Annotated in this window: 15 protein-coding genes; all 15 read left to right on the top strand. The window is 69.5% G+C overall.

Annotated elements, in window-relative coordinates; all coding sequences use genetic code 11:
* The first annotated feature begins 100 nt into the window (after window positions 1-100).
* The 15 genes from leuC (at window position 101) to QWG60_RS07240 (ending at window position 17,785) form a co-directional block, all read left to right on the top strand.
* Entirely contained in the window at window positions 101-1,555 is a 1,455-nt protein-coding gene (leuC, locus tag QWG60_RS07170; protein ID WP_146908200.1) for a 3-isopropylmalate dehydratase large subunit, read from the top strand.
* A gap of 3 nt (window positions 1,556-1,558) precedes the next feature.
* Complete coding sequence (gene leuD / locus QWG60_RS07175; RefSeq protein ID WP_046080218.1) at window positions 1,559-2,212, top strand: 3-isopropylmalate dehydratase small subunit; 654 nt, start codon at window positions 1,559-1,561, stop codon at window positions 2,210-2,212.
* Between the two features lie 262 nt (window positions 2,213-2,474).
* Complete coding sequence (gene leuB / locus QWG60_RS07180; RefSeq protein ID WP_146908203.1) at window positions 2,475-3,554, top strand: 3-isopropylmalate dehydrogenase; 1,080 nt, start codon at window positions 2,475-2,477, stop codon at window positions 3,552-3,554.
* A gap of 165 nt (window positions 3,555-3,719) precedes the next feature.
* Window positions 3,720-4,832, top strand: coding sequence for an aspartate-semialdehyde dehydrogenase (gene asd / locus QWG60_RS07185; RefSeq protein WP_107182040.1), 1,113 nt, complete (start codon window positions 3,720-3,722; stop codon window positions 4,830-4,832).
* A gap of 287 nt (window positions 4,833-5,119) precedes the next feature.
* The gene (locus QWG60_RS07190) at window positions 5,120-7,636 is read left to right on the top strand and encodes a type IV pilus assembly protein FimV (protein WP_146908205.1); all 2,517 of its coding nucleotides are present in this window, start codon (window positions 5,120-5,122) and stop codon (window positions 7,634-7,636) included.
* Window positions 7,637-7,643: 7 nt separating this feature from the next.
* Entirely contained in the window at window positions 7,644-8,591 is a 948-nt protein-coding gene (truA, locus tag QWG60_RS07195) for a tRNA pseudouridine(38-40) synthase TruA (protein WP_046080221.1), read from the top strand.
* Window positions 8,584-9,225: a phosphoribosylanthranilate isomerase gene (locus tag QWG60_RS07200; RefSeq protein WP_046080222.1), complete on the top strand. Its 642-nt coding sequence runs from the start codon at window positions 8,584-8,586 to the stop codon at window positions 9,223-9,225. Before truA ends, QWG60_RS07200 begins: the two co-directional genes overlap by 8 nt.
* 58 nt (window positions 9,226-9,283) lie before the next feature.
* Window positions 9,284-10,498, top strand: a complete 1,215-nt coding sequence (gene trpB / locus QWG60_RS07205) for a tryptophan synthase subunit beta (protein ID WP_146908206.1) — start codon at window positions 9,284-9,286, stop codon at window positions 10,496-10,498.
* 9 nt (window positions 10,499-10,507) lie between these two features.
* Window positions 10,508-11,311: a tryptophan synthase subunit alpha gene (trpA, locus tag QWG60_RS07210; RefSeq protein ID WP_046080225.1), complete on the top strand. Its 804-nt coding sequence runs from the start codon at window positions 10,508-10,510 to the stop codon at window positions 11,309-11,311.
* Window positions 11,312-11,383: 72 nt separating this feature from the next.
* Window positions 11,384-12,367: an acetyl-CoA carboxylase, carboxyltransferase subunit beta gene (gene accD, locus QWG60_RS07215; RefSeq protein WP_146908207.1), complete on the top strand. Its 984-nt coding sequence runs from the start codon at window positions 11,384-11,386 to the stop codon at window positions 12,365-12,367.
* 7 nt (window positions 12,368-12,374) lie between these two features.
* Entirely contained in the window at window positions 12,375-13,721 is a 1,347-nt protein-coding gene (folC, locus tag QWG60_RS07220) for a bifunctional tetrahydrofolate synthase/dihydrofolate synthase (RefSeq protein WP_146908208.1), read from the top strand.
* A complete protein-coding gene (locus QWG60_RS07225) occupies window positions 13,718-14,437 on the top strand; it encodes an SPOR domain-containing protein (protein ID WP_146908210.1) in 720 nt (239 codons plus the stop codon). The genes folC and QWG60_RS07225 overlap by 4 nt, the downstream gene beginning before the upstream one ends.
* On the top strand, window positions 14,434-14,997 hold the full coding sequence (locus QWG60_RS07230; protein WP_035596057.1) for a CvpA family protein: 564 nt from the start codon (window positions 14,434-14,436) through the stop codon (window positions 14,995-14,997). Before QWG60_RS07225 ends, QWG60_RS07230 begins: the two co-directional genes overlap by 4 nt.
* A 58-nt stretch (window positions 14,998-15,055) precedes the next feature.
* Complete coding sequence (gene purF / locus QWG60_RS07235) at window positions 15,056-16,576, top strand: amidophosphoribosyltransferase (protein ID WP_035596055.1); 1,521 nt, start codon at window positions 15,056-15,058, stop codon at window positions 16,574-16,576.
* 12 nt (window positions 16,577-16,588) lie between these two features.
* Entirely contained in the window at window positions 16,589-17,785 is a 1,197-nt protein-coding gene (locus tag QWG60_RS07240) for an O-succinylhomoserine sulfhydrylase (RefSeq protein ID WP_146908212.1), read from the top strand.
* Window positions 17,786-17,816: the final 31 nt, after the last annotated feature.

The following is a 17,816-nucleotide window of genomic DNA, read 5'->3' on the forward strand; positions in this document are numbered from 1 at the left end:
AGAAATAGCGCCATGCGCCCCGACCGAGACAGACCATGGATCGTCGGCGGCGCCACAGACCGACCGGACACGCACAGGGCCCAGCGCCCGGGAGAACGAGATGGCAGGCCAGACCCTCTACGACAAGCTGTGGTCGCAGCACCTGGTGAAGGAGCGCGACGACGGTACCGCCCTGATCTACATCGATCGCCAGCTGCTCCACGAAGTGACCTCGCCCCAGGCCTTCGAAGGTCTGCGCCTGGCGAACCGCCGCCCGTGGCGGATCGACGCCAACCTGGCGACGCCGGACCACAACGTCCCGACCACTCTCAAGGAACGTGCCGAGGGCAACGCCGGTATCGAGGATCCGGTGTCGCTGATTCAGGTCCAGACCCTCGATGACAACTGCAACGAGTTCGGCATCGAGGAGTTTCGCATCAACGACCCGCGCCAGGGCATCGTGCACGTGGTCGGCCCGGAGCAGGGCGCGACCCTGCCCGGCATGACCGTGGTCTGCGGCGACTCCCACACCGCCACTCACGGCGCCTTCGCGGCGCTGGCCCACGGCATCGGCACCTCCGAGGTCGAGCACGTGCTGGCCACCCAGTGCCTGCTGGCCCAGAAGATGAAGAACATGCAGGTGCGCGTCGAGGGCGAGCTCGGCGTCGGCGTCACCGCCAAGGACGTGGTGCTGGCCATCATCGGCGAGATCGGCACCGCCGGCGGCACCGGCTACGCCATCGAGTTCGCCGGCAGCGCCATCCGCGAGCTGTCCATGGAAGGCCGCATGACGGTCTGCAACATGGCCATCGAGGCGGGTGCCCGGGTCGGCCTGATCGCCGTGGACGACACCACCATCGATTACCTCAAGGACCGCCACTACGCGCCCAGCGCCGAGCGGTGGGAGGCCGCGGTGGCCGACTGGCGCGGCCTGGTGTCCGACGAAGGCGCCGACTTCGACAAGGTGGTGACCCTGAACGCCGCCGACATCGAGCCGCAGGTCAGCTGGGGCACCAGCCCCGAGATGGTCACCGGCATCGGCGGCGAAGTGCCGGATCCGGCCGAGGCCGCCGACGACACCGCGCGCACCGGCATCAGCCGTGCGCTCGAGTACATGGGGCTGTCGCCGAAGCAGAAGATCACCGACATCCGCCTGGACAAGGTGTTCATCGGCTCCTGCACCAACTCCCGCATCGAGGATCTGCGCGAGGCCGCCAAGGTGGCGCGCGGCAAGAAGGTCGCCGATTCCATCAAGCTGGCCATGGTGGTGCCGGGCTCCGGCCTGGTGAAGCAGCAGGCCGAGGCGGAAGGGCTCGATGCGATCTTCCGCGAGGCGGGCTTCGAATGGCGCGAGCCGGGCTGCTCCATGTGCCTGGCGATGAACGCCGACAAGCTCGGCGCCGGCGAGCACTGTGCCTCGACCTCCAATCGCAACTTCGAGGGTCGCCAGGGCTACGGCGGGCGTACCCATCTGGTCAGCCCGGCCATGGCCGCCGCCGCCGCCATCGCCGGCCACTTCGTCGACGTGCGCGACCTCGGCGCCGCCAATGACGCCACCCAGCAGCAGGAGGCCTGAGCCATGCAGAAATTCGAACGTCTCCAGGGCCTGGTCGCGCCGCTGGATCGCGCCAACGTCGACACCGACCTGATCATTCCCAAGCAGTTCCTGAAGTCGATCCAGCGCACCGGCTTCGGCGTCAACCTGTTCGATGAACTGCGCTATCTGGACGAGGGCCAGCCGGGGCAGGACTGCTCGCAGCGTCCGCTGAATCCGGACTTCGTGCTCAACCAGCCGCGCTACAAGGGCGCCAGCGTGCTGCTGGCGCGCCAGAACTTCGGCTGCGGCAGCTCCCGCGAGCACGCCCCCTGGGCGCTGGCCGACTTCGGCTTCCGGGCGGTGATCGCGCCGAGCTTCGCCGACATCTTCTACAACAACGCCTTCAAGAACGGCATCCTGCTGATCAAGCTCCCCGAGGAGCAGGTCGACCGGCTGTTCCGCGAGACCGAGGCCGAGGAAGGCTATCGCCTCGACGTCGATCTCGAGTCCCAGCGCATCATCACGCCGTCCGGCGAGGTCCTCGAGTTCGAGGTCGACGCCTTCCGCAAGCACTGCCTGCTCGAGGGGCTCGATGACATCGGCATCACCCTGCAGGACGAGGACGCCATCCGCGCCTTCGAACAGCAGCATCGCGCCGCGCGTCCCTGGCTGTTCCGCGATGAGGTCGGCGCCTGAGGCGGGATACAGAACGCGAGGGGCGCCGGGTCGAGTTGGCGCGAGGGTTTTTTGCCATGGTTGAGGCGACTCTTTCTGAGATCACCTCGCCTGATTGTCGACCGGCTCGTTTCTCAGAGATATGACGGCGGAGCGTCGGAGGCAGGTCAGAGAGGAGGTCCTGCGCCATGGATGGCGCCGGTAGCGCCCAGGGATGGGTTCACAGCGCCTCCTCGGCGGCCTGCCTCCGAGTCAGCTCCGCTTTCCCAGCAAGGAAGATACGATGACACGCAAGATTCTGGTTCTCCCGGGCGACGGCATCGGCCCGGAAATCACCGCCCAGGCCAGCCGCGTGCTGGCCGCCTGCCAGGCCCGCGGCCTCGACGTCGAGGTCGAGGAAGCGCCGGTCGGCGGCACCGCCTACGATCTCGAGGGCTCGCCGCTGCCCGAGAGTACCCTGGCCAAGGCCCGGGCCGCCGATGCCGTGCTGCTGGGCGCGGTGGGCGGTCCCAAGTGGGACAAGCTCGAGGACATCAGCAAGCGTCCCGAGAAGGGCCTGCTGGGCCTGCGCAAGGAGCTCGGCCTGTTCGGCAACCTGCGCCCGGCGCTGCTCTACCCGCAGCTGGCCGAGGCCTCCAGCCTCAAGCCCGAGCTGGTGTCCGGTCTCGACATCATGATCGTGCGCGAGCTCACCGGCGGCATCTACTTCGGCCAGCCCCGCGGCATCGAGGAGCGCGACGGCCAGCGGGTCGGCTACAACACCTACGTCTACTCCGAGGCCGAGATCGAGCGCATCGGTCGCGTCGCCTTCGAGATGGCCCAGAAGCGGGGCAAGAAGCTGTGCTCCGTCGACAAGGCCAACGTGCTCGAGGTCACCATGCTGTGGCGCGAGGTCATGGAGCGGCTGGCGCCGGAATACCCGGACGTCGAGCTGTCGCACATGTACGTCGACAACGCCGCCATGCAGCTGGTCCGCGCGCCAAAGCAGTTCGACGTGGTGGTCACCGGCAACATGTTCGGTGACATCCTCTCCGACGCCGCCGCCATGCTTACCGGCTCCATCGGCATGCTGCCCTCGGCCTCGCTCAACGAATCCGGCCAGGGCATGTACGAGCCCTGCCACGGCAGCGCACCGGACATCGCCGGCCAGGGCCTGGCCAATCCGCTGGCCACCATCCTCTCGGTGGCCATGATGCTGCGCTACTCGCTGGGCGAGGCCGAGCTGGCCGAGCGCATCGAGGCCGCCGTGGGCAAGGTGCTCGACGATGGCCTGCGCACCGCCGACATCGCCGCCGAGGGCGCCCCCCGCGTTTCCACCAGCGAGATGGGCGACGCCGTGCTGGCAGCCTTCGAGGCGCTCTGATCGCCTGACGGCAGCGCGTCGCCGAAGCGGTCGAGGCGATGAAAGTGGCAGGAAGCGTGCGTTTTCCTGCCATTTCGTGTCGCGATCTCGACAACCGGGCGCTCGCTGTTAGGGCACGCTTTTTTCTGTAGACTAACGGGTTCAATTCTTTCTGGAGGACTTCACATGTTGAAAGTCGGTTTCGTCGGATGGCGGGGCATGGTGGGTTCCGTGCTCATGCAGCGGATGGTGGAAGATGGAGACTTCAACGGCATCGAGCCGATCTTCTTCACCACCTCCCAGGTCGGCCAGGCCGGCCCCGACGTCGGCGTTGAGGTGCCTCCGCTGAAGGACGCCTTCGACCTCGAGGCCCTCAAGGCCCTCGACGTGGTCATCACCTGCCAGGGCGGCGACTACACCAAGAAGGTCTACGAGGACCTGCGCAACGGCGGCTGGAAGGGCTACTGGATCGATGCCGCCAGCACCCTGCGCATGGCCGACGAGGCCACCATCGTGCTGGACCCGGTCAACCGCAAGGTGATCGACGAGCAGCTGGCCCGCGGCGCCAGGACCTTCGTCGGCGGCAACTGCACCGTCAGCCTGATGCTGATGGGCCTGGGCGGGCTGTTCGAGGCCGACATGGTCGAGTGGATGACCTCCATGACCTACCAGGCGGCCTCCGGCTCCGGCGCCAAGCACATGCGCGAGCTGCTCAACCAGATGGGCGGCCTGCGCGACAGCGTGGCCGACGAGCTCGCCGACCCGGCCAGCGCCATCCTCGACATCGACCGCAAGGTCACCGCGGCCATGCGCTCGGGCGAGTTCCCGACCGACAACTTCGGCGCGCCGCTGGCCGGCAGCCTGCTGCCGTGGATCGACTCCAAGCTCGACAACGGCCAGAGCCGCGAGGAGTGGAAGGGCAACGTCGAGACCAACAAGATCCTCGGCCTGCAGGACAATCCGGTGCCGATCGACGGTCTCTGCGTGCGCATCGGTGCCATGCGCTCCCACAGCCAGGCGTTCACCATCAAGCTGCGCCAGGACGTGCCGCTCGACGAGATCGAGGAGCGCATCGCGACCCATAACGACTGGGTCAAGCTGATCCCCAACGACAAGGATGCCACCATCGACGGCCTGACCCCGGCCGCCGCCACCGGCACCCTGACCGTGCCGGTCGGCCGCCTGCGCAAGCTGGCCATGGGCGGCGAATACCTGTCCGCCTTCAGCGTCGGCGACCAGCTGCTGTGGGGCGCGGCCGAGCCGCTCAAGCGCATGCTCAAGATCCTGCGCGAGCAGTAAGGGGCATCCCCGGTTTCCTGATCGCGCTTGCGACGGAATCGCGGATTTCCTTCCGCTTCATGTGGGCGGACCTGGCGGGGCGTCTCCTTCGGGGGCGCCCCGCCTGTCGTTGGGCGGCTCGCCCTGTCACGGATCAATGAGTGACGTTGAATTCCGCCTGGGACGGGCGTGGGTGGCCTGGCGTTGCCAACGAGCCGGATGTGTTAGACCCGTCAGTCAGACATCGTTTTATCGTTCTGCCTCGGCCGCGTACCAGCGCGTCCGACCGGGCGGTTGCAAGGGGATCCATGAAACGCACGCTATCGCTCACCACACTGCTCCCGCTTTTCCTGGTCAGCCCGCTGGCGCTGGCCCTGGGGCTGGGTAATGCCGAGGTCGTCTCGCCCCTCAACGTGCCGCTGCGCGCCACCATTCCGCTGACCGATACCGGCGGTCTCGAGGTCGGCCGGCTCAACGCCTCGGTGGCCGACGGTGATGCCTATCGTGCCGCGGGGCTGACCCGCACGCCGCTGGCGGCCAGCGTCGACCTGGCGGTCCGGCGCCGCCAGGGGCGGCTGGTGCTGGAGCTCACCACCGAGCGTGCCGTGCGCGAGCCCTGGGTCGATCTGCTGCTGCGCTTCGACTGGCCGGGCGGTCGTCAGCTGCAGGAGGTGACGCTGCTGCTCGACCCGCCTGACTATGCCGCCATGCCGGCGCTGGTCGAGGGCAGCGGGGCCGCGACGTCCTCGCCGGCGCGAGCCGTGTCGGCCGGCGGGGGCGTCGATCCGGCTCGGGTGCGCAGCGGCGATACCCTGTGGATGCTGGCCGACCGGTTGCGGCCCGACAGCGGCATCGGCATGAACCAGATGATGCTGGCGCTGGTCGAGGCCAATCCCGAGGTCTTCCCCAGCGGCAACATCAATGAGATGCGTGCCGGCTTCACCCTGACCGTGCCCTCCCGCGAGGCGATCGCCGTGCGTTCGCCAGCGAGGTCGGCCGAGCTGGTGCAGGCCATGAACAGCGCCTGGGCCAGCCGCGGCGGTGGGGCGCCGGCACCGGTGTCGCTGGGCTCCGCCGAGCCGGCCATGGCCGAGGTGGATACCTCCGGGGGCGAGACGCCCGAGGCGGTCGCCGACGAGACCGCGGTCGCGTCTCCTGGGGCGCCACGCGAGGCCTCGCGGGATCAGGCGCCGCGGCTGACCCTGCTGACCGACGCGGAGGTCGCCGCCGGCCTGGGTGACCACGGCGTCGACGCCGGTGGTGCCGGGGGCGATGCGAGCGGTGAGGCCGGCAGCGCGGAAGAGGACGCGTCCCCGGCGTCATCCGACGCCGCCGAGCGGATCGATCCCGGAGTGCTGGCGGACATCACCGCCCGGGGCGGGCTGACCGATGGCGATCGTCTGTTGCGTCTGGAGCAGCGCTTCCAGGAGAGTCGTTCGGCCCTGGCCGAGTTGCAGGCCGAGCGCGACGCGCTGGAGGCCGAGGTCGGCGGGCTGCGCGAAGAGCTGGACGCGCTGCGCGACCGGGTCGCGGCCCTGGCGGCCGGGGGTACCGGTGTCGATGCGGCGGGAACCGGCGGCGTGGCGCCGCCCGAGAGCGCTGGTGATGGCGGGGCCGGTCAGCCGCGCCCCTGGTGGGGCGCGCTCTATCAGGGGGCGGTCGGGCGGCCGCTGGTGCTGGGCGGCGCGGCGGTCGCGCTGCTGCTGGCGCTTTGGGGCCTGGTGCGCCGGCGTCGCGCGGAAGAGGTCGCGCCGTCGACACAGCGCCCGGCGGCCGCCTTCGGCGAGAACCGGGTCATACGCCCGCCGGGCGAGCCGGCCTCGCCGAATGCCGGAAGCGACGCCATCGGCGTACCCAGGCGCTCGGTGCGTGACGCCATGCCGGAGACGGAGGCGATCAGCGAGGCCGATATCTTCATTGCCTATGGCCGCTACGATCAGGCTCGTGAACTGCTGGAAGCCGGCGTGGCGCGGGAGCCGGAGCGCCAGGATCTGCGCCTCAAGCTGATGCGGGTGCAGCTGGAGCAGGGCGATCGCGCCGCCGCCGAGGCCCAGGCCGAGCATCTACGGGCCTCCGGCGATGAGTCGGCACGTGCCGAGGTGCTCCGGCTGATGGGACCGGTCGTCGAGGATGACGAGGCGCCCATCGAGCGTGCGGTCTTCGGTGCGGCCGACGAGCGCCCGCCGCGTCTCTTCGGCGATGGGGGCGAGTCGCAAGCCGCTGCCGAGCCTGACGAGCCGGAGGCCGGTGTGAAGCGCCCGGAGGCGGCACAGGAGGACCTGTCGCGCTATCGCCCGCCGGTCATCGAGCCCGCACCCGGAGAGGCGAGTTCGTCCAGCGATCACGGGCGACAGGACGATGAGGCGTCGTTCGAAACGTCATTCGAGCCGGAGCAGGACGGCGAGCCAGATGCCGCACCGGAGGCCCCGGCGTCGGCCTCGGAGCCTGAGATGCCCCAGGTGGCGACCCGGACCAAGGAAGACGGCCGCCAGGTCATCGACTACCGGCCGCCACCGCTGGAGCCGGTCGCACCCCGGGAGGAAACGCCGAGCCAGCCGCAGGTCGAGTTCACGCCGGTCGGCGGGGGCGGCCGTGACGCGGATTCGTGGGAGGTCGAGGAGGTGGCGTTCCCGCCGCTGCCCGGGGATAATGATGGTCCCGACGACGCGGCGCCCGCGATCGCCACCCTGGACGAGGCACGCCACCTGTTCGAGGTCGGCGAGGTTCGCGAGGCGCGCGTCATGCTGGAGCGCTTCCTCGAGGCGTCCAACGACGCCGCCGCCCGGCAAGAGGCGCGCGACCTGCTCGACCGCCATCAGCCATGAAGAACGCATGACCTTCTTTCATCGTCTCGACGACAAGCAACCCCTTCGCGGCCGATTGGCCATGGCCGTGGAATACGACGGTACCGCCTACTGCGGCTGGCAGCGCCTGAAGCACAGCGCCTCGGTGCAGGCCTCCCTGGAACAGGCGATGTCTCGCGTCGCCGCCGCACCGGTCTCCGTGATGTGCAGTGGCCGCACCGACTCCGGCGTGCACGCCACCCGCCAGGTGATTCACTTCGACCCGCCTTCGCTGCGTTCGGAGAAGGCCTGGGTGTTCGGCACCAACGCCAACCTGCCCCGTGATATCGCGGTGCGCTGGGTCAAGCCTGTGGCCGACGACTTTCACGCTCGCTTCTCGGCACTGGCGCGGCGCTATCGCTACGTGATCCTCAATCGCACCAGCCCTCCGGTGCTCGAGCGCCACAACGTGACCTGGTGTCGCGATCCGCTCGACGCCGAGGCCATGCACCGCGCCGCCCAGGCGCTGGTCGGCGAGAACGACTTCTCCACCTTTCGCGCCGCCGGCTGCCAGTCGACGACGCCCTGGCGTCACCTGCACTTCATCGAGGTGAATCGCTACGGCCCGCTGGTGGTCATCGACGTCCAGGGCAACGCCTTCCTGCACCACATGATCCGCAATATCGCCGGGGCGCTGATGTCGGTGGGGCGTGGGGCCCAGGACGAGGGCCACATCGGCCGGCTGCTGACCCTGCGCGATCGTACGCTGGGCGACGTCACCGCGCCGGCTCACGGCCTCCACTTCGTCGACTGCCTCTTCGACGAGAGCTGGGAGCTGCCTGCCGAGCCGCTGGGCCCCAATCTGCTGGCCTTCCTCGGCGAGTGGAGCGGCGAGCGGGCGGTGCCCGATTCGCCCATGGCCGCCTACCGGCGCGACCGCTCCCGGGCGGCCAATGCCGCGGCGGCGCTGGCGGCGGAGGAGGGCGACGATGCTTGAGCATGGCGCGGCCCTCGGCCGCACCCGGGTCAAGTTCTGCGGCCTGACCCGCCCCGAGGACGTCGACGCCGCGGTGGCGGCGGGGGCCGATGCCCTGGGCTTCGTGCTGTGGCCCGGCAGCAAGCGGGCGGTGGGCCTCGAGCGGCTGGCCGCGCTGGCCGCCCGGGTGCCGGCCTTCGTCACCCGGGTCGGGCTGTTCGTCGACCCCGACGAGGCGCTGGTGGCCCGGGCCGCCGAGCACCTGGACCTGCTGCAGTTCCACGGCGAGGAGACGCCGGCGTTCTGCGCGGCCGCGCCCCGGCCCTGGATCAAGGCACTACGCATGCGCGACGGCCTGGATGTTCACGCCGCGGCCCGCGACTACATAGGCGCCCGGGCGCTGCTGCTCGACGCCTATCGCCCCGGCGTGCCCGGCGGCACCGGCGAGACCTTCGACTGGTCGCGCATCCCCGCGTGCCTGGCGAAACCTGTTATTCTCGCCGGAGGCCTGACGCCGGCCAACGTGGCCGAGGCCATCGCCGCGGTGCGCCCTCTGGCGGTGGATGTCTCCGGCGGCATCGAGACCGCGCCCGGCATCAAGGGCGGCGCGGAAATGGCCGACTTTCTCCGCGCGGTCCGGCACGCCGATGGCTGACTCCCGCGGCCGACGCATTCACGACCATTCCCTGTTGGCGATCCTGTGAGGTGTCCTTGTGAGCAAGTTCAGCGACCTGACCCGGCTGCCGGATGCCCGCGGCCACTTCGGCCCCTACGGCGGGCGGTTCGTCTCGGAGACCCTGAGCTTCGCCCTGGAAGAGCTGGACAAGACCTACGCGCAGCTGCGCGACGATCCGGCGTTCCAGGCGGAATTCGACCACGACCTGGCCCACTATGTGGGTCGGCCCTCGCCGCTCTATCATGCCGAGCGATGGTCGCAGCGGCTGGGCGGCGCCCAGATCTGGCTCAAGCGCGAGGACCTGAATCACACCGGCGCGCACAAGGTGAACAACACCATCGGTCAGGCGCTGCTGGCGAAGAAGAGCGGCAAGCCGCGGGTGATCGCCGAGACCGGCGCCGGCCAGCACGGCGTGGCCACCGCCACCGTGGCGGCGCGTCTGGGGCTCGAGTGCGAGGTCTACATGGGCGCCGAGGACGTCGAGCGACAGAAGCTCAACGTCTATCGCATGCGCTTGCTCGGCGCCAACGTGATTCCGGTGGAGTCGGGCACCCGTACCCTGAAGGATGCCATGAACGAGGCGCTGCGCGACTGGGTGACCAACGTCGACGACACCTTCTACATCATCGGCACCGTGGCCGGGCCGCATCCCTATCCGATGCTGGTGCGCGACTTCAACGCCGTGGTCGGCCGCGAGGCGCGCCGCCAGTCGCTGGAGGAGTTCGGTCGCCTGCCCGATGCGCTGATCGCCTGCGTGGGTGGCGGCTCCAACGCCATGGGGCTGTTCTATCCCTTCGTCGAGGACGACGGGGTCGCCATGGTTGGCGTCGAGGCCGGTGGTGATGGCGTGGCCACCGGCCGTCACGCCGCACCGCTGGCCTCCGGGGCGCCACGTGGCGTGCTGCACGGCAATCGCACCTATCTGATGTCCGACGAGGGCGGTCAGGTCAGCGACACCCATTCGATCTCCGCCGGGCTCGACTATCCGGGCGTGGGGCCCGAGCATGCGCTATGGAAGGACGTGGGCCGGGTCAACTACGTGGCGGCGGACGATGAGGCGGTGCTCGAGGCCTTCCGCGAGCTGACCCACGTCGAGGGCATCATGCCGGCGCTGGAGTCGGCCCATGCGCTGGCCCATGCCAGGGTGCTGGCGCCGCAGATGCGGCCCGACCAGCATATCGTGGTCAACCTCTCCGGACGCGGCGACAAGGATATCCTGACGGTCGCCAAGCTCGACGGCATCGAACTCTAGGGGACACCGATGAATCGTATCGACCAACGCTTCGCCGCGCTGAAGGAAGAGGGGCGCCGCGCGCTGATTCCCTACATCACCGCCGGCGACCCCGCGCCCGAGCACACCGTGGGCTTCATGCACGCCCTGGTGCGCGCCGGCGCCGACGTCATCGAGCTGGGCGTGCCGTTCTCCGATCCCATGGCCGATGGCCCGGTGATCCAGAAGGCCTGCGAGCGCGCCCTCGTGCACGGCGTGCGCCTGGCCGACCTGATCGAGATGGTGCGGGCGTTCCGGCGCGACGACGCCGAGACCCCGGTGGTGCTGATGGGCTATCTCAATCCCGTCGAGCGCATGGGGCTCGAGGCCTTCGCCGACGCCGCTCGCGACGCCGGCATCGACGGCGTGCTGCTCGTCGACATGCCACCCGAGGAGGCCGACCTGATGGGGCCGGTGCTCAAGGAGCGCGGTCTGGCCTCGATCTTCCTGGTGGCCCCTACCACTTCCCGTGCCCGGGCCGCTACAATATGCGCCCATGGCGAGGGTTATCTGTACTACGTCTCGCTCAAGGGTGTCACCGGAGGCGCCAGCGTCGATGCCGCGGACGTGGCCGAGCATCTGGCCCCACTGCGCGAGATGACCGACCTGCCGCTGTGCGTGGGCTTCGGCATCCGCGATGGCGCCTCGGCCGCCGAGGTCGGCCGAGTGGCCGACGGCGTGATCGTCGGCAGTGCCCTGGTTTCGCGCATCGCCGAGAACGCCGAGCGCCCGGCGGCGATTCCCGCCAAGCTGGAAGCCGTGCTGAGCGAGATGCGCCAGGCCCTGGACGCCTGACGGACCCCGAATATCGATTCGACAGTCGCCCCGCTCGGAGGGGGCGACCGCAAAAATGGAAGCGTTTCTGACATGAGCTGGCTAGACAAGATCGTGCCCTCGGTGGGCCGCATTCAGCGCAAGGACCGCCGTTCGAGCGTGCCGGACGGCCTGTGGCGCAAGTGCCCCAAGTGCGACGGGGTGCTCTACCTGCCGGAACTCGAGAAGCACCACCACGTCTGTCCCAAGTGCGAGCATCACCTGCGTCTCACCGCGCGCAAGCGCCTCGACTGGTTCCTCGACAAGGAAGGTCGCGAGGAGATCGCGGCCGATCTCGAACCGGTCGACCGCCTCAAGTTCCGTGATTCCAAGAAGTACAAGGACCGTCTGACCGCGGCCCAGAAGTCCACCGGCGAGAAGGATGCGCTGGTGGCCATGCGCGGCCAGCTGGACGGCATGTCGGTCGTGGCGGTGGCCTTCGAGTTCACCTTCATGGGCGGCTCCATGGGCGCCGTGGTGGGCGAGAAGTTCGTTCGCGCCGCCGAGCAGGCCCTGGACGCGGGCGTGCCGCTGGTGTGCTTCGGCGCCTCGGGTGGTGCACGCATGCAGGAGGCGCTGTTCTCGCTGATGCAGATGGCCAAGACCTCCGCCGCGCTGGAGAAGCTCAAGCAGGCCGGCGTGCCCTACATCTCGGTGCTCACCGACCCGGTGTTCGGCGGCGTCTCCGCCTCGCTGGCGATGCTGGGCGACCTCAACGTCGCCGAACCCAACGCCCTGATCGGCTTCGCCGGCCCGCGGGTCATCGAGCAGACCGTGCGCGAGAAGCTGCCGGAAGGTTTCCAGCGCAGCGAGTTCCTGCTCGATCACGGCACCGTGGACATGATCGTCCATCGCCACGAGATGCGTGAGCGCCTCGGCGGCGTGCTGCGCAAGCTGACCCACCAGCCCGCCAATGGCCCGGCCGACGCGCCCGAGGCCGCCGAGCCGGATCTGGTCGATACCGCTCAGCAGGCCGAGGATACCCCGGTCGAGCCGGCGGACGACGGCGCCGAGCCGCGTCAGGACGCCGAGCGTTGATGGCGTCATGAACGAGGCTCCTTCCGCTTCCCTCGGGAACTGGCTGGCGCGGCTTGAAGCGGCGCATCCGGTCAGCATCGACCTCGGTCTGGAACGGGTGGCCGAGGTCGCCCGCCGCATGGGGCTGCTCGACGGCCCCATCGCCGGGCGTGTGATCACCGTGGCCGGCACCAACGGCAAGGGCTCCACCGTCGCCATGCTGGAGTCGCTGGCCCGGGAGCACGGGGTCGGCACCGCCACCTACACCTCGCCTCATCTGCTGCGCTACAACGAACGGCTGCGCCTCGACGGCGCGGAAGCCGGCGATGCCGAGCTGGTGGCGGGCTTCGAGGCCGTCGAGGCCGCGCGTTTCGACGGCGATCCGATCAGCCTGACCTACTTCGAGGCCGGCACTCTGGGGGCGCTGCATGCCATCCGTGAACGCTCGCCGGAACTCGCCATCCTCGAGGTCGGCCTCGGCGGTCGCCTGGATGCGGTCAACGTGCTCGACGCCGACGTGGCGGTGGTGACCACCATCGCTCGCGATCATGCCGCCTATCTGGGCGACGATCTCGAGGTCATCGGCCGCGAGAAGGCCGGCATCATGCGCGCGGGGCGTCCCGCGGTGCTGGGCAGCCAGGCGCTTCCGCAAAGCGTCGCCGCCACCGCCGAGGCGCTGGGCGCCCAGGTGCATGCCCTCGGGGCGGCATTCACGCGTGTCGCATGCCGGGGCGAGACTTCCTGCCGAGAGACGGGCGAGGGCGGCTGGACCTGGCAGGGGCACGATGCCGAAGGCGCCGTCGCGCGCCTCGAGGCGCTCCCCGATCCCGGGCTGCCGCTGGACAACGCCGCCACCGCCCTGCAGGCGTTTGCCCTGGGCGGCTGGATGCTGGAGGCCGAGGCCTGTCGGCGAGCGCTGGCCGGCGTCGAGTTGCCCGGGCGCATGCAGTGGCGTGGGCAGTGGTGCCTGGACGTCGGCCACAACCCTCATGCCGCCGAGTATCTTGCCCAGCGTCTGGCCGAGCGGCCCTGCGAGGGGCGCACCGTCGCCCTGCTGGGCATGCTCGCCGACAAGGACGCCGAGGGCGTGATCGGCGCCCTGGCGCCGGCCATCGATGCCTGGCTGCCGGTCACTCTCGAGGGCGATCGGGCGCGTAGCGCCGAGGCGCTGGCCGCGACCCTCGAGGCACTCGGCCAGCCGGTGTGGCATCGGGCGGATTCCCCGGCGGCGGGGGTGGCATGGCTGGGCGAGCGCCTGAGCCCGGCGGACCGGGTCCTGGTGTGTGGCTCCTTCTTCACCGTGGCCGATGTACTGGCGGCCTGGGCCGAGCCGGCGCAGACTGCCATGGAGGCCGGCAGCGAGGGAACGAGATGAAGTACGGATGGCGAGAGCGGATCAGCGGAGCGCTGATCCTGTTGGCCCTGGCGGTGATCTTCCTGCCGCTGCTGTTCGATGACCCGGCGCCGCGGGAAGATCGCCCGCAGCCGACCATGAGCATCGAGCAGCCGATCGAGGTGTCACACCGCGAACCCGAAGCGCCCGAGCCGTCGGAGGAACTGTCGGCGAACGCCGAGTCTCCGGCGCAAGAGGGGGCATCCGGTGTCGACGCGATGTCATCCGCCGATGACGTCGTCTCGGTCGAGGCGGGGCAGGCGTCGGTCGAGGCCTCGTCTTCCGATAGCGACGATGCGCCGGCCGTCCAGGACACCACGCAACAGGCCTCGACGGAGGTCGCGTCGGCCTCTGGCGATGCCGAGTCTTCAGAGGCCGATGCGCCCGCGTCGGACCCCATCGCCGATCTGGCCCGTGCCGCCGACGAGCGCATGGCGGCCTCGGACGCACCGACCCGAGAGGCGGTCTCCGGCGGCGAATGGGCGGTGCAGGTGGGCAGCTTCGGTGAGCCGGCCAACGCCGAGCGGCTCGAGGCGCGCCTCGAGGAGCAGGGCTTTCCGGCCTATCGCCGCCCGCGCAACAACGATCTGACCACCGTGTACGTCGGGCCCTATGCCCGTAGTGAGGTCGCCGAGCAGGCGATGAGCGAGCTCAAGGCCGACCTCAATCTCCAGGGACTGCTGGTGGAGGCCGAGTGACCCTGACCTGGCTGGATTGGGTGTTCGTGGCGGTGCTCGCCGTCACCGGCATCGCCGGGCTGGTACGTGGCCTGGTGCGCGAGGCCCTGGGCTTGGCGGCCTGGGTGGTGGCGCTGCTGGCGGCGCGCTGGCTGGCCGAGCCCCTGGCCGTCCGGCTCGAGGGCCTGATCGATAGCCCCGACGGTCGCCTGATCCTCGCCTTCGTGCTGGTGGTGCTGGGCGTCATTCTGGCCTGCGGCGTGGTCATCCGCCTGATCCAGGCGGCGGTGGAGTGGGTCGGCATGGGCCTGTTCAACCGCGTGGCCGGTGCCGCCTTCGGCCTGGCCAAGGGCAGCGCCATCCTGGTGGTGGCGACCCTGCTGATCGGCCTGACCCCCTTGCAACAACTCGAGGCCTGGCAGCAGGCCAGCCTGCGGCCGCCCTTCCTGCAGTTGAAGGACTGGGCGGTCGGTCGCCTGGCCGCCTGGGAAGGGCGGCTGCCGGTCTCCCCCGAATCCCTCGGCGACCCCGTCTCCCTGATGCCGTCGCAGGCACGGGATGACGAGGTCGCCACCCCCTGACATGATCGATCGAGGCGGCTCCAGCGCCGCCCAACCAAGGCAAGCGAGGTAAGGTGTAATGTGCGGTATCGTGGGCCTGATGGCCAAGCAGGCGGTGAACCAGGGGATCTACGATGCCCTGACGGTGCTCCAGCACCGAGGCCAGGATGCCGCCGGCATGATGACCTGGAACGACGGTCGCTTCCTGCTGCGCAAGAGCAACGGTCTGGTGCGCGACGTCTTCCATACCCGCCACATGGCGCGTCTCCAGGGTAACCTGGGCATCGGTCACGTGCGCTATCCCACCGCCGGCTCCTCCAGCGAGGCGGAATCCCAGCCGTTCTACGTCAACTCGCCGTACGGCATCTCGCTGGCCCACAACGGCAACCTGACCAACGCCGACCAGCTCAAGCAGGAGCTGTTCTCCTCCGACCTGCGTCACATCAACACCAGCTCCGACTCCGAGGTGTTGCTCAACGTCTTCGCCCACGAGCTGGGCAAGCAGGGGCCGCACCTGGCGCCGGGCGACATCTTCGACGCCGTGCGCCGCGTGCATCGTCGCTGCCTGGGCGGCTACGCCGCGGTGGCGATCATCAACGGCGTGGGCATGGTGGCCTTTCGCGACCCCAACGGCATCCGCCCGGTGGTGTTCGGCAGCCGTGATGAAGGTGAAGGCCAGGAAGTGATGATCGCCTCCGAGTCGGTGGCGCTGGACGTGGGCGGCTTCGAGCTGCATCGCGACCTGGCCCCGGGCGAGGCGATCTTCGTCAGCATGGATGGCGAGATCCACACCCAGCAGTGCGCCGACGCGCCGCGCCTGGCGCCCTGCATCTTCGAGCACGTCTATCTGGCGCGCCCGGATACCCTGCTCGACGGTGCCTATGTCTACGGCACCCGCATGGCGATGGGTCGCAAGCTCGCCGATCGCATCAAGCACGAGTGGCCGGAGCACGACATCGACGTGGTGATCCCGATCCCCGACACCTCGCGGACCTCGGCCCTGGAGCTGGCCCAGCACCTGGGGGTGACCTATCGCGAAGGCTTCATGAAGAACCGCTACATCGGGCGGACCTTCATCATGCCCGGCCAGACCCAGCGCAAGAAGTCGGTGCGCCAGAAGCTGAATGCCATCGACATCGAGTTCGAGGGCAAGAACGTGCTGCTGGTCGACGACTCCATCGTGCGTGGCACCACCTGCAACCAGATCATCCAGATGGCCAGGGAGGCCGGCGCGAAGAACGTGTACTTCGCCTCCGCGGCGCCGCCCGTGCGCTACCCGAACGTCTACGGTATCGACATGCCGGCGGCCAGCGAGCTGATCGCCCACGGTCGCACCGAGGCCGAGGTGGGCGAGCTGATCGGCGCCGATCGCATGATCTATCAGGACCTCGAGGATCTGAAGACCGCCTGTCGCGAGATCAATCCGGCCCTGGACGAGTTCGACTGTTCGGTGTTCGATGGCCGCTACATCACCGGCGACATCGACGACGCCTATCTGGCCGCCCTGGAAGCCAGCCGCAACGACGATGCCAAGTCGGAGCAGAGCGCCGGTGACCACGCGTTGGTGGGCATGCACAATCAGGAAGACGACACCGACTGACAGGGAGGCGCCATGCACGACGAATCCAACCCGGCGGATGACTGGGGGCTCGATACCCTGGCGATCCGCACCGGGCATCATCGTACCGCCGAGCAGGAACACGGCGAGCCGATCTTTCCGACCTCGAGCTTCGTCTACGGCAGTGCCGCCGAGGCGGCGCGCAAGTTCGGCGGCCAGGAGCCGGGCAACGTCTACTCGCGGTTCACCAACCCGTCGGTGCAGACCTTCGAGCGCCGCCTCGCCGCCCTGGAAGGCGGCGAGCGCTGCGTGGCGACCAGCTCCGGCATGTCGGCGATCCTGTCCACGGCCCTGGCGCTGCTGCAGGCCGGCGACGAGATCGTCGCCTCCCGCTCGCTGTTCGGCTCCACGGTCAGCCTGTTCGACAAGTACCTGGGCAAGTTCGGCATCACCACCCGCTACGTCGAGCTCTCCGACCTGGCGGCCTGGGAAGCGGCGATCACGCCGGCCACCAGGCTGCTGTTCGCCGAGACGCCGTCCAACCCGCTGTCCGAGGTGGGCGATATCCCGGCGCTGGCCGAGCTCGCGCATCGTCACGGTGCCTGGCTGGCGATCGACAACTGCTTCCTGACCCCGGCGCTGCAGACGCCCATCGCGCTGGGGGCGGATCTGGTGATTCACTCTGCCACCAAGTACCTGGACGGCCAGGGCCGTGCCGTTGGCGGCGCCGTGGTCGGCCCCGAGGCGCTGCTGCAGGAGGTCTTCGGGGTGGTGCGCACCTGCGGGCCCTGCATGAGTCCCTTCAACGCCTGGATCTTCACCAAGGGCCTGGAGACCCTGGGGCTGCGCATGAAGGCCCACTGCGCCAATGCGCTGCAGCTGGCCGAGTGGCTCGAGGCGCATCCGGCGGTGGAACGGGTGTATTACAGTGGGCTGGCCAGCCATCCGCAGCATGAGCTGGCCGCGCGTCAGCAGAAGGCATTCGGTGCGGTGCTCGGGGTCGAGATCAAGGGCGGTCGTGAGGGCGCCTGGTCGGTCATCGACGCGACCCGGATGCTGTCGATCACCGGCAACCTGGGCGACGTCAAGACCACCATCACCCATCCCGGTACCACCACCCATGGCCGCCTCTCCGACGACCAGAAAGCCGCTGCCGGCATCCGCGAGGGTCTGATCCGCATTGCGGTGGGGCTCGAGGACATCGCCGACATCCGGGCCGACCTGGCGCGGGGCCTCGATGCCCTGATCTAGCCGGGCGTCATCGGCTTCCTCCGCATGCCGC

Origin of the sequence: Halomonas halophila, assembly GCF_030406665.1 — a bacterium.
GTDB lineage: Bacteria > Pseudomonadota > Gammaproteobacteria > Pseudomonadales > Halomonadaceae > Halomonas > Halomonas halophila.

What these genes read in the sequence shown, in the direction of transcription:
- leuC (WP_146908200.1), top strand. Translation starts at nt 101, where the DNA reads ATGGCAGGCCAGACCCTCTACGACAAGCTGTGGTCGCAGCACCTGGTG.
- leuD (WP_046080218.1), top strand. Translation starts at nt 1,559, where the DNA reads ATGCAGAAATTCGAACGTCTCCAGGGCCTGGTCGCGCCGCTGGATCGC.
- leuB (WP_146908203.1), top strand. Translation starts at nt 2,475, where the DNA reads ATGACACGCAAGATTCTGGTTCTCCCGGGCGACGGCATCGGCCCGGAA.
- asd (WP_107182040.1), top strand. Translation starts at nt 3,720, where the DNA reads ATGTTGAAAGTCGGTTTCGTCGGATGGCGGGGCATGGTGGGTTCCGTG.
- QWG60_RS07190 (WP_146908205.1), top strand. Translation starts at nt 5,120, where the DNA reads ATGAAACGCACGCTATCGCTCACCACACTGCTCCCGCTTTTCCTGGTC.
- truA (WP_046080221.1), top strand. Translation starts at nt 7,644, where the DNA reads ATGACCTTCTTTCATCGTCTCGACGACAAGCAACCCCTTCGCGGCCGA.
- QWG60_RS07200 (WP_046080222.1), top strand. Translation starts at nt 8,584, where the DNA reads ATGCTTGAGCATGGCGCGGCCCTCGGCCGCACCCGGGTCAAGTTCTGC.
- trpA (WP_046080225.1), top strand. Translation starts at nt 10,508, where the DNA reads ATGAATCGTATCGACCAACGCTTCGCCGCGCTGAAGGAAGAGGGGCGC.
- accD (WP_146908207.1), top strand. Translation starts at nt 11,384, where the DNA reads ATGAGCTGGCTAGACAAGATCGTGCCCTCGGTGGGCCGCATTCAGCGC.
- folC (WP_146908208.1), top strand. Translation starts at nt 12,375, where the DNA reads ATGAACGAGGCTCCTTCCGCTTCCCTCGGGAACTGGCTGGCGCGGCTT.
- QWG60_RS07225 (WP_146908210.1), top strand. Translation starts at nt 13,718, where the DNA reads ATGAAGTACGGATGGCGAGAGCGGATCAGCGGAGCGCTGATCCTGTTG.
- purF (WP_035596055.1), top strand. Translation starts at nt 15,056, where the DNA reads ATGTGCGGTATCGTGGGCCTGATGGCCAAGCAGGCGGTGAACCAGGGG.
- QWG60_RS07240 (WP_146908212.1), top strand. Translation starts at nt 16,589, where the DNA reads ATGCACGACGAATCCAACCCGGCGGATGACTGGGGGCTCGATACCCTG.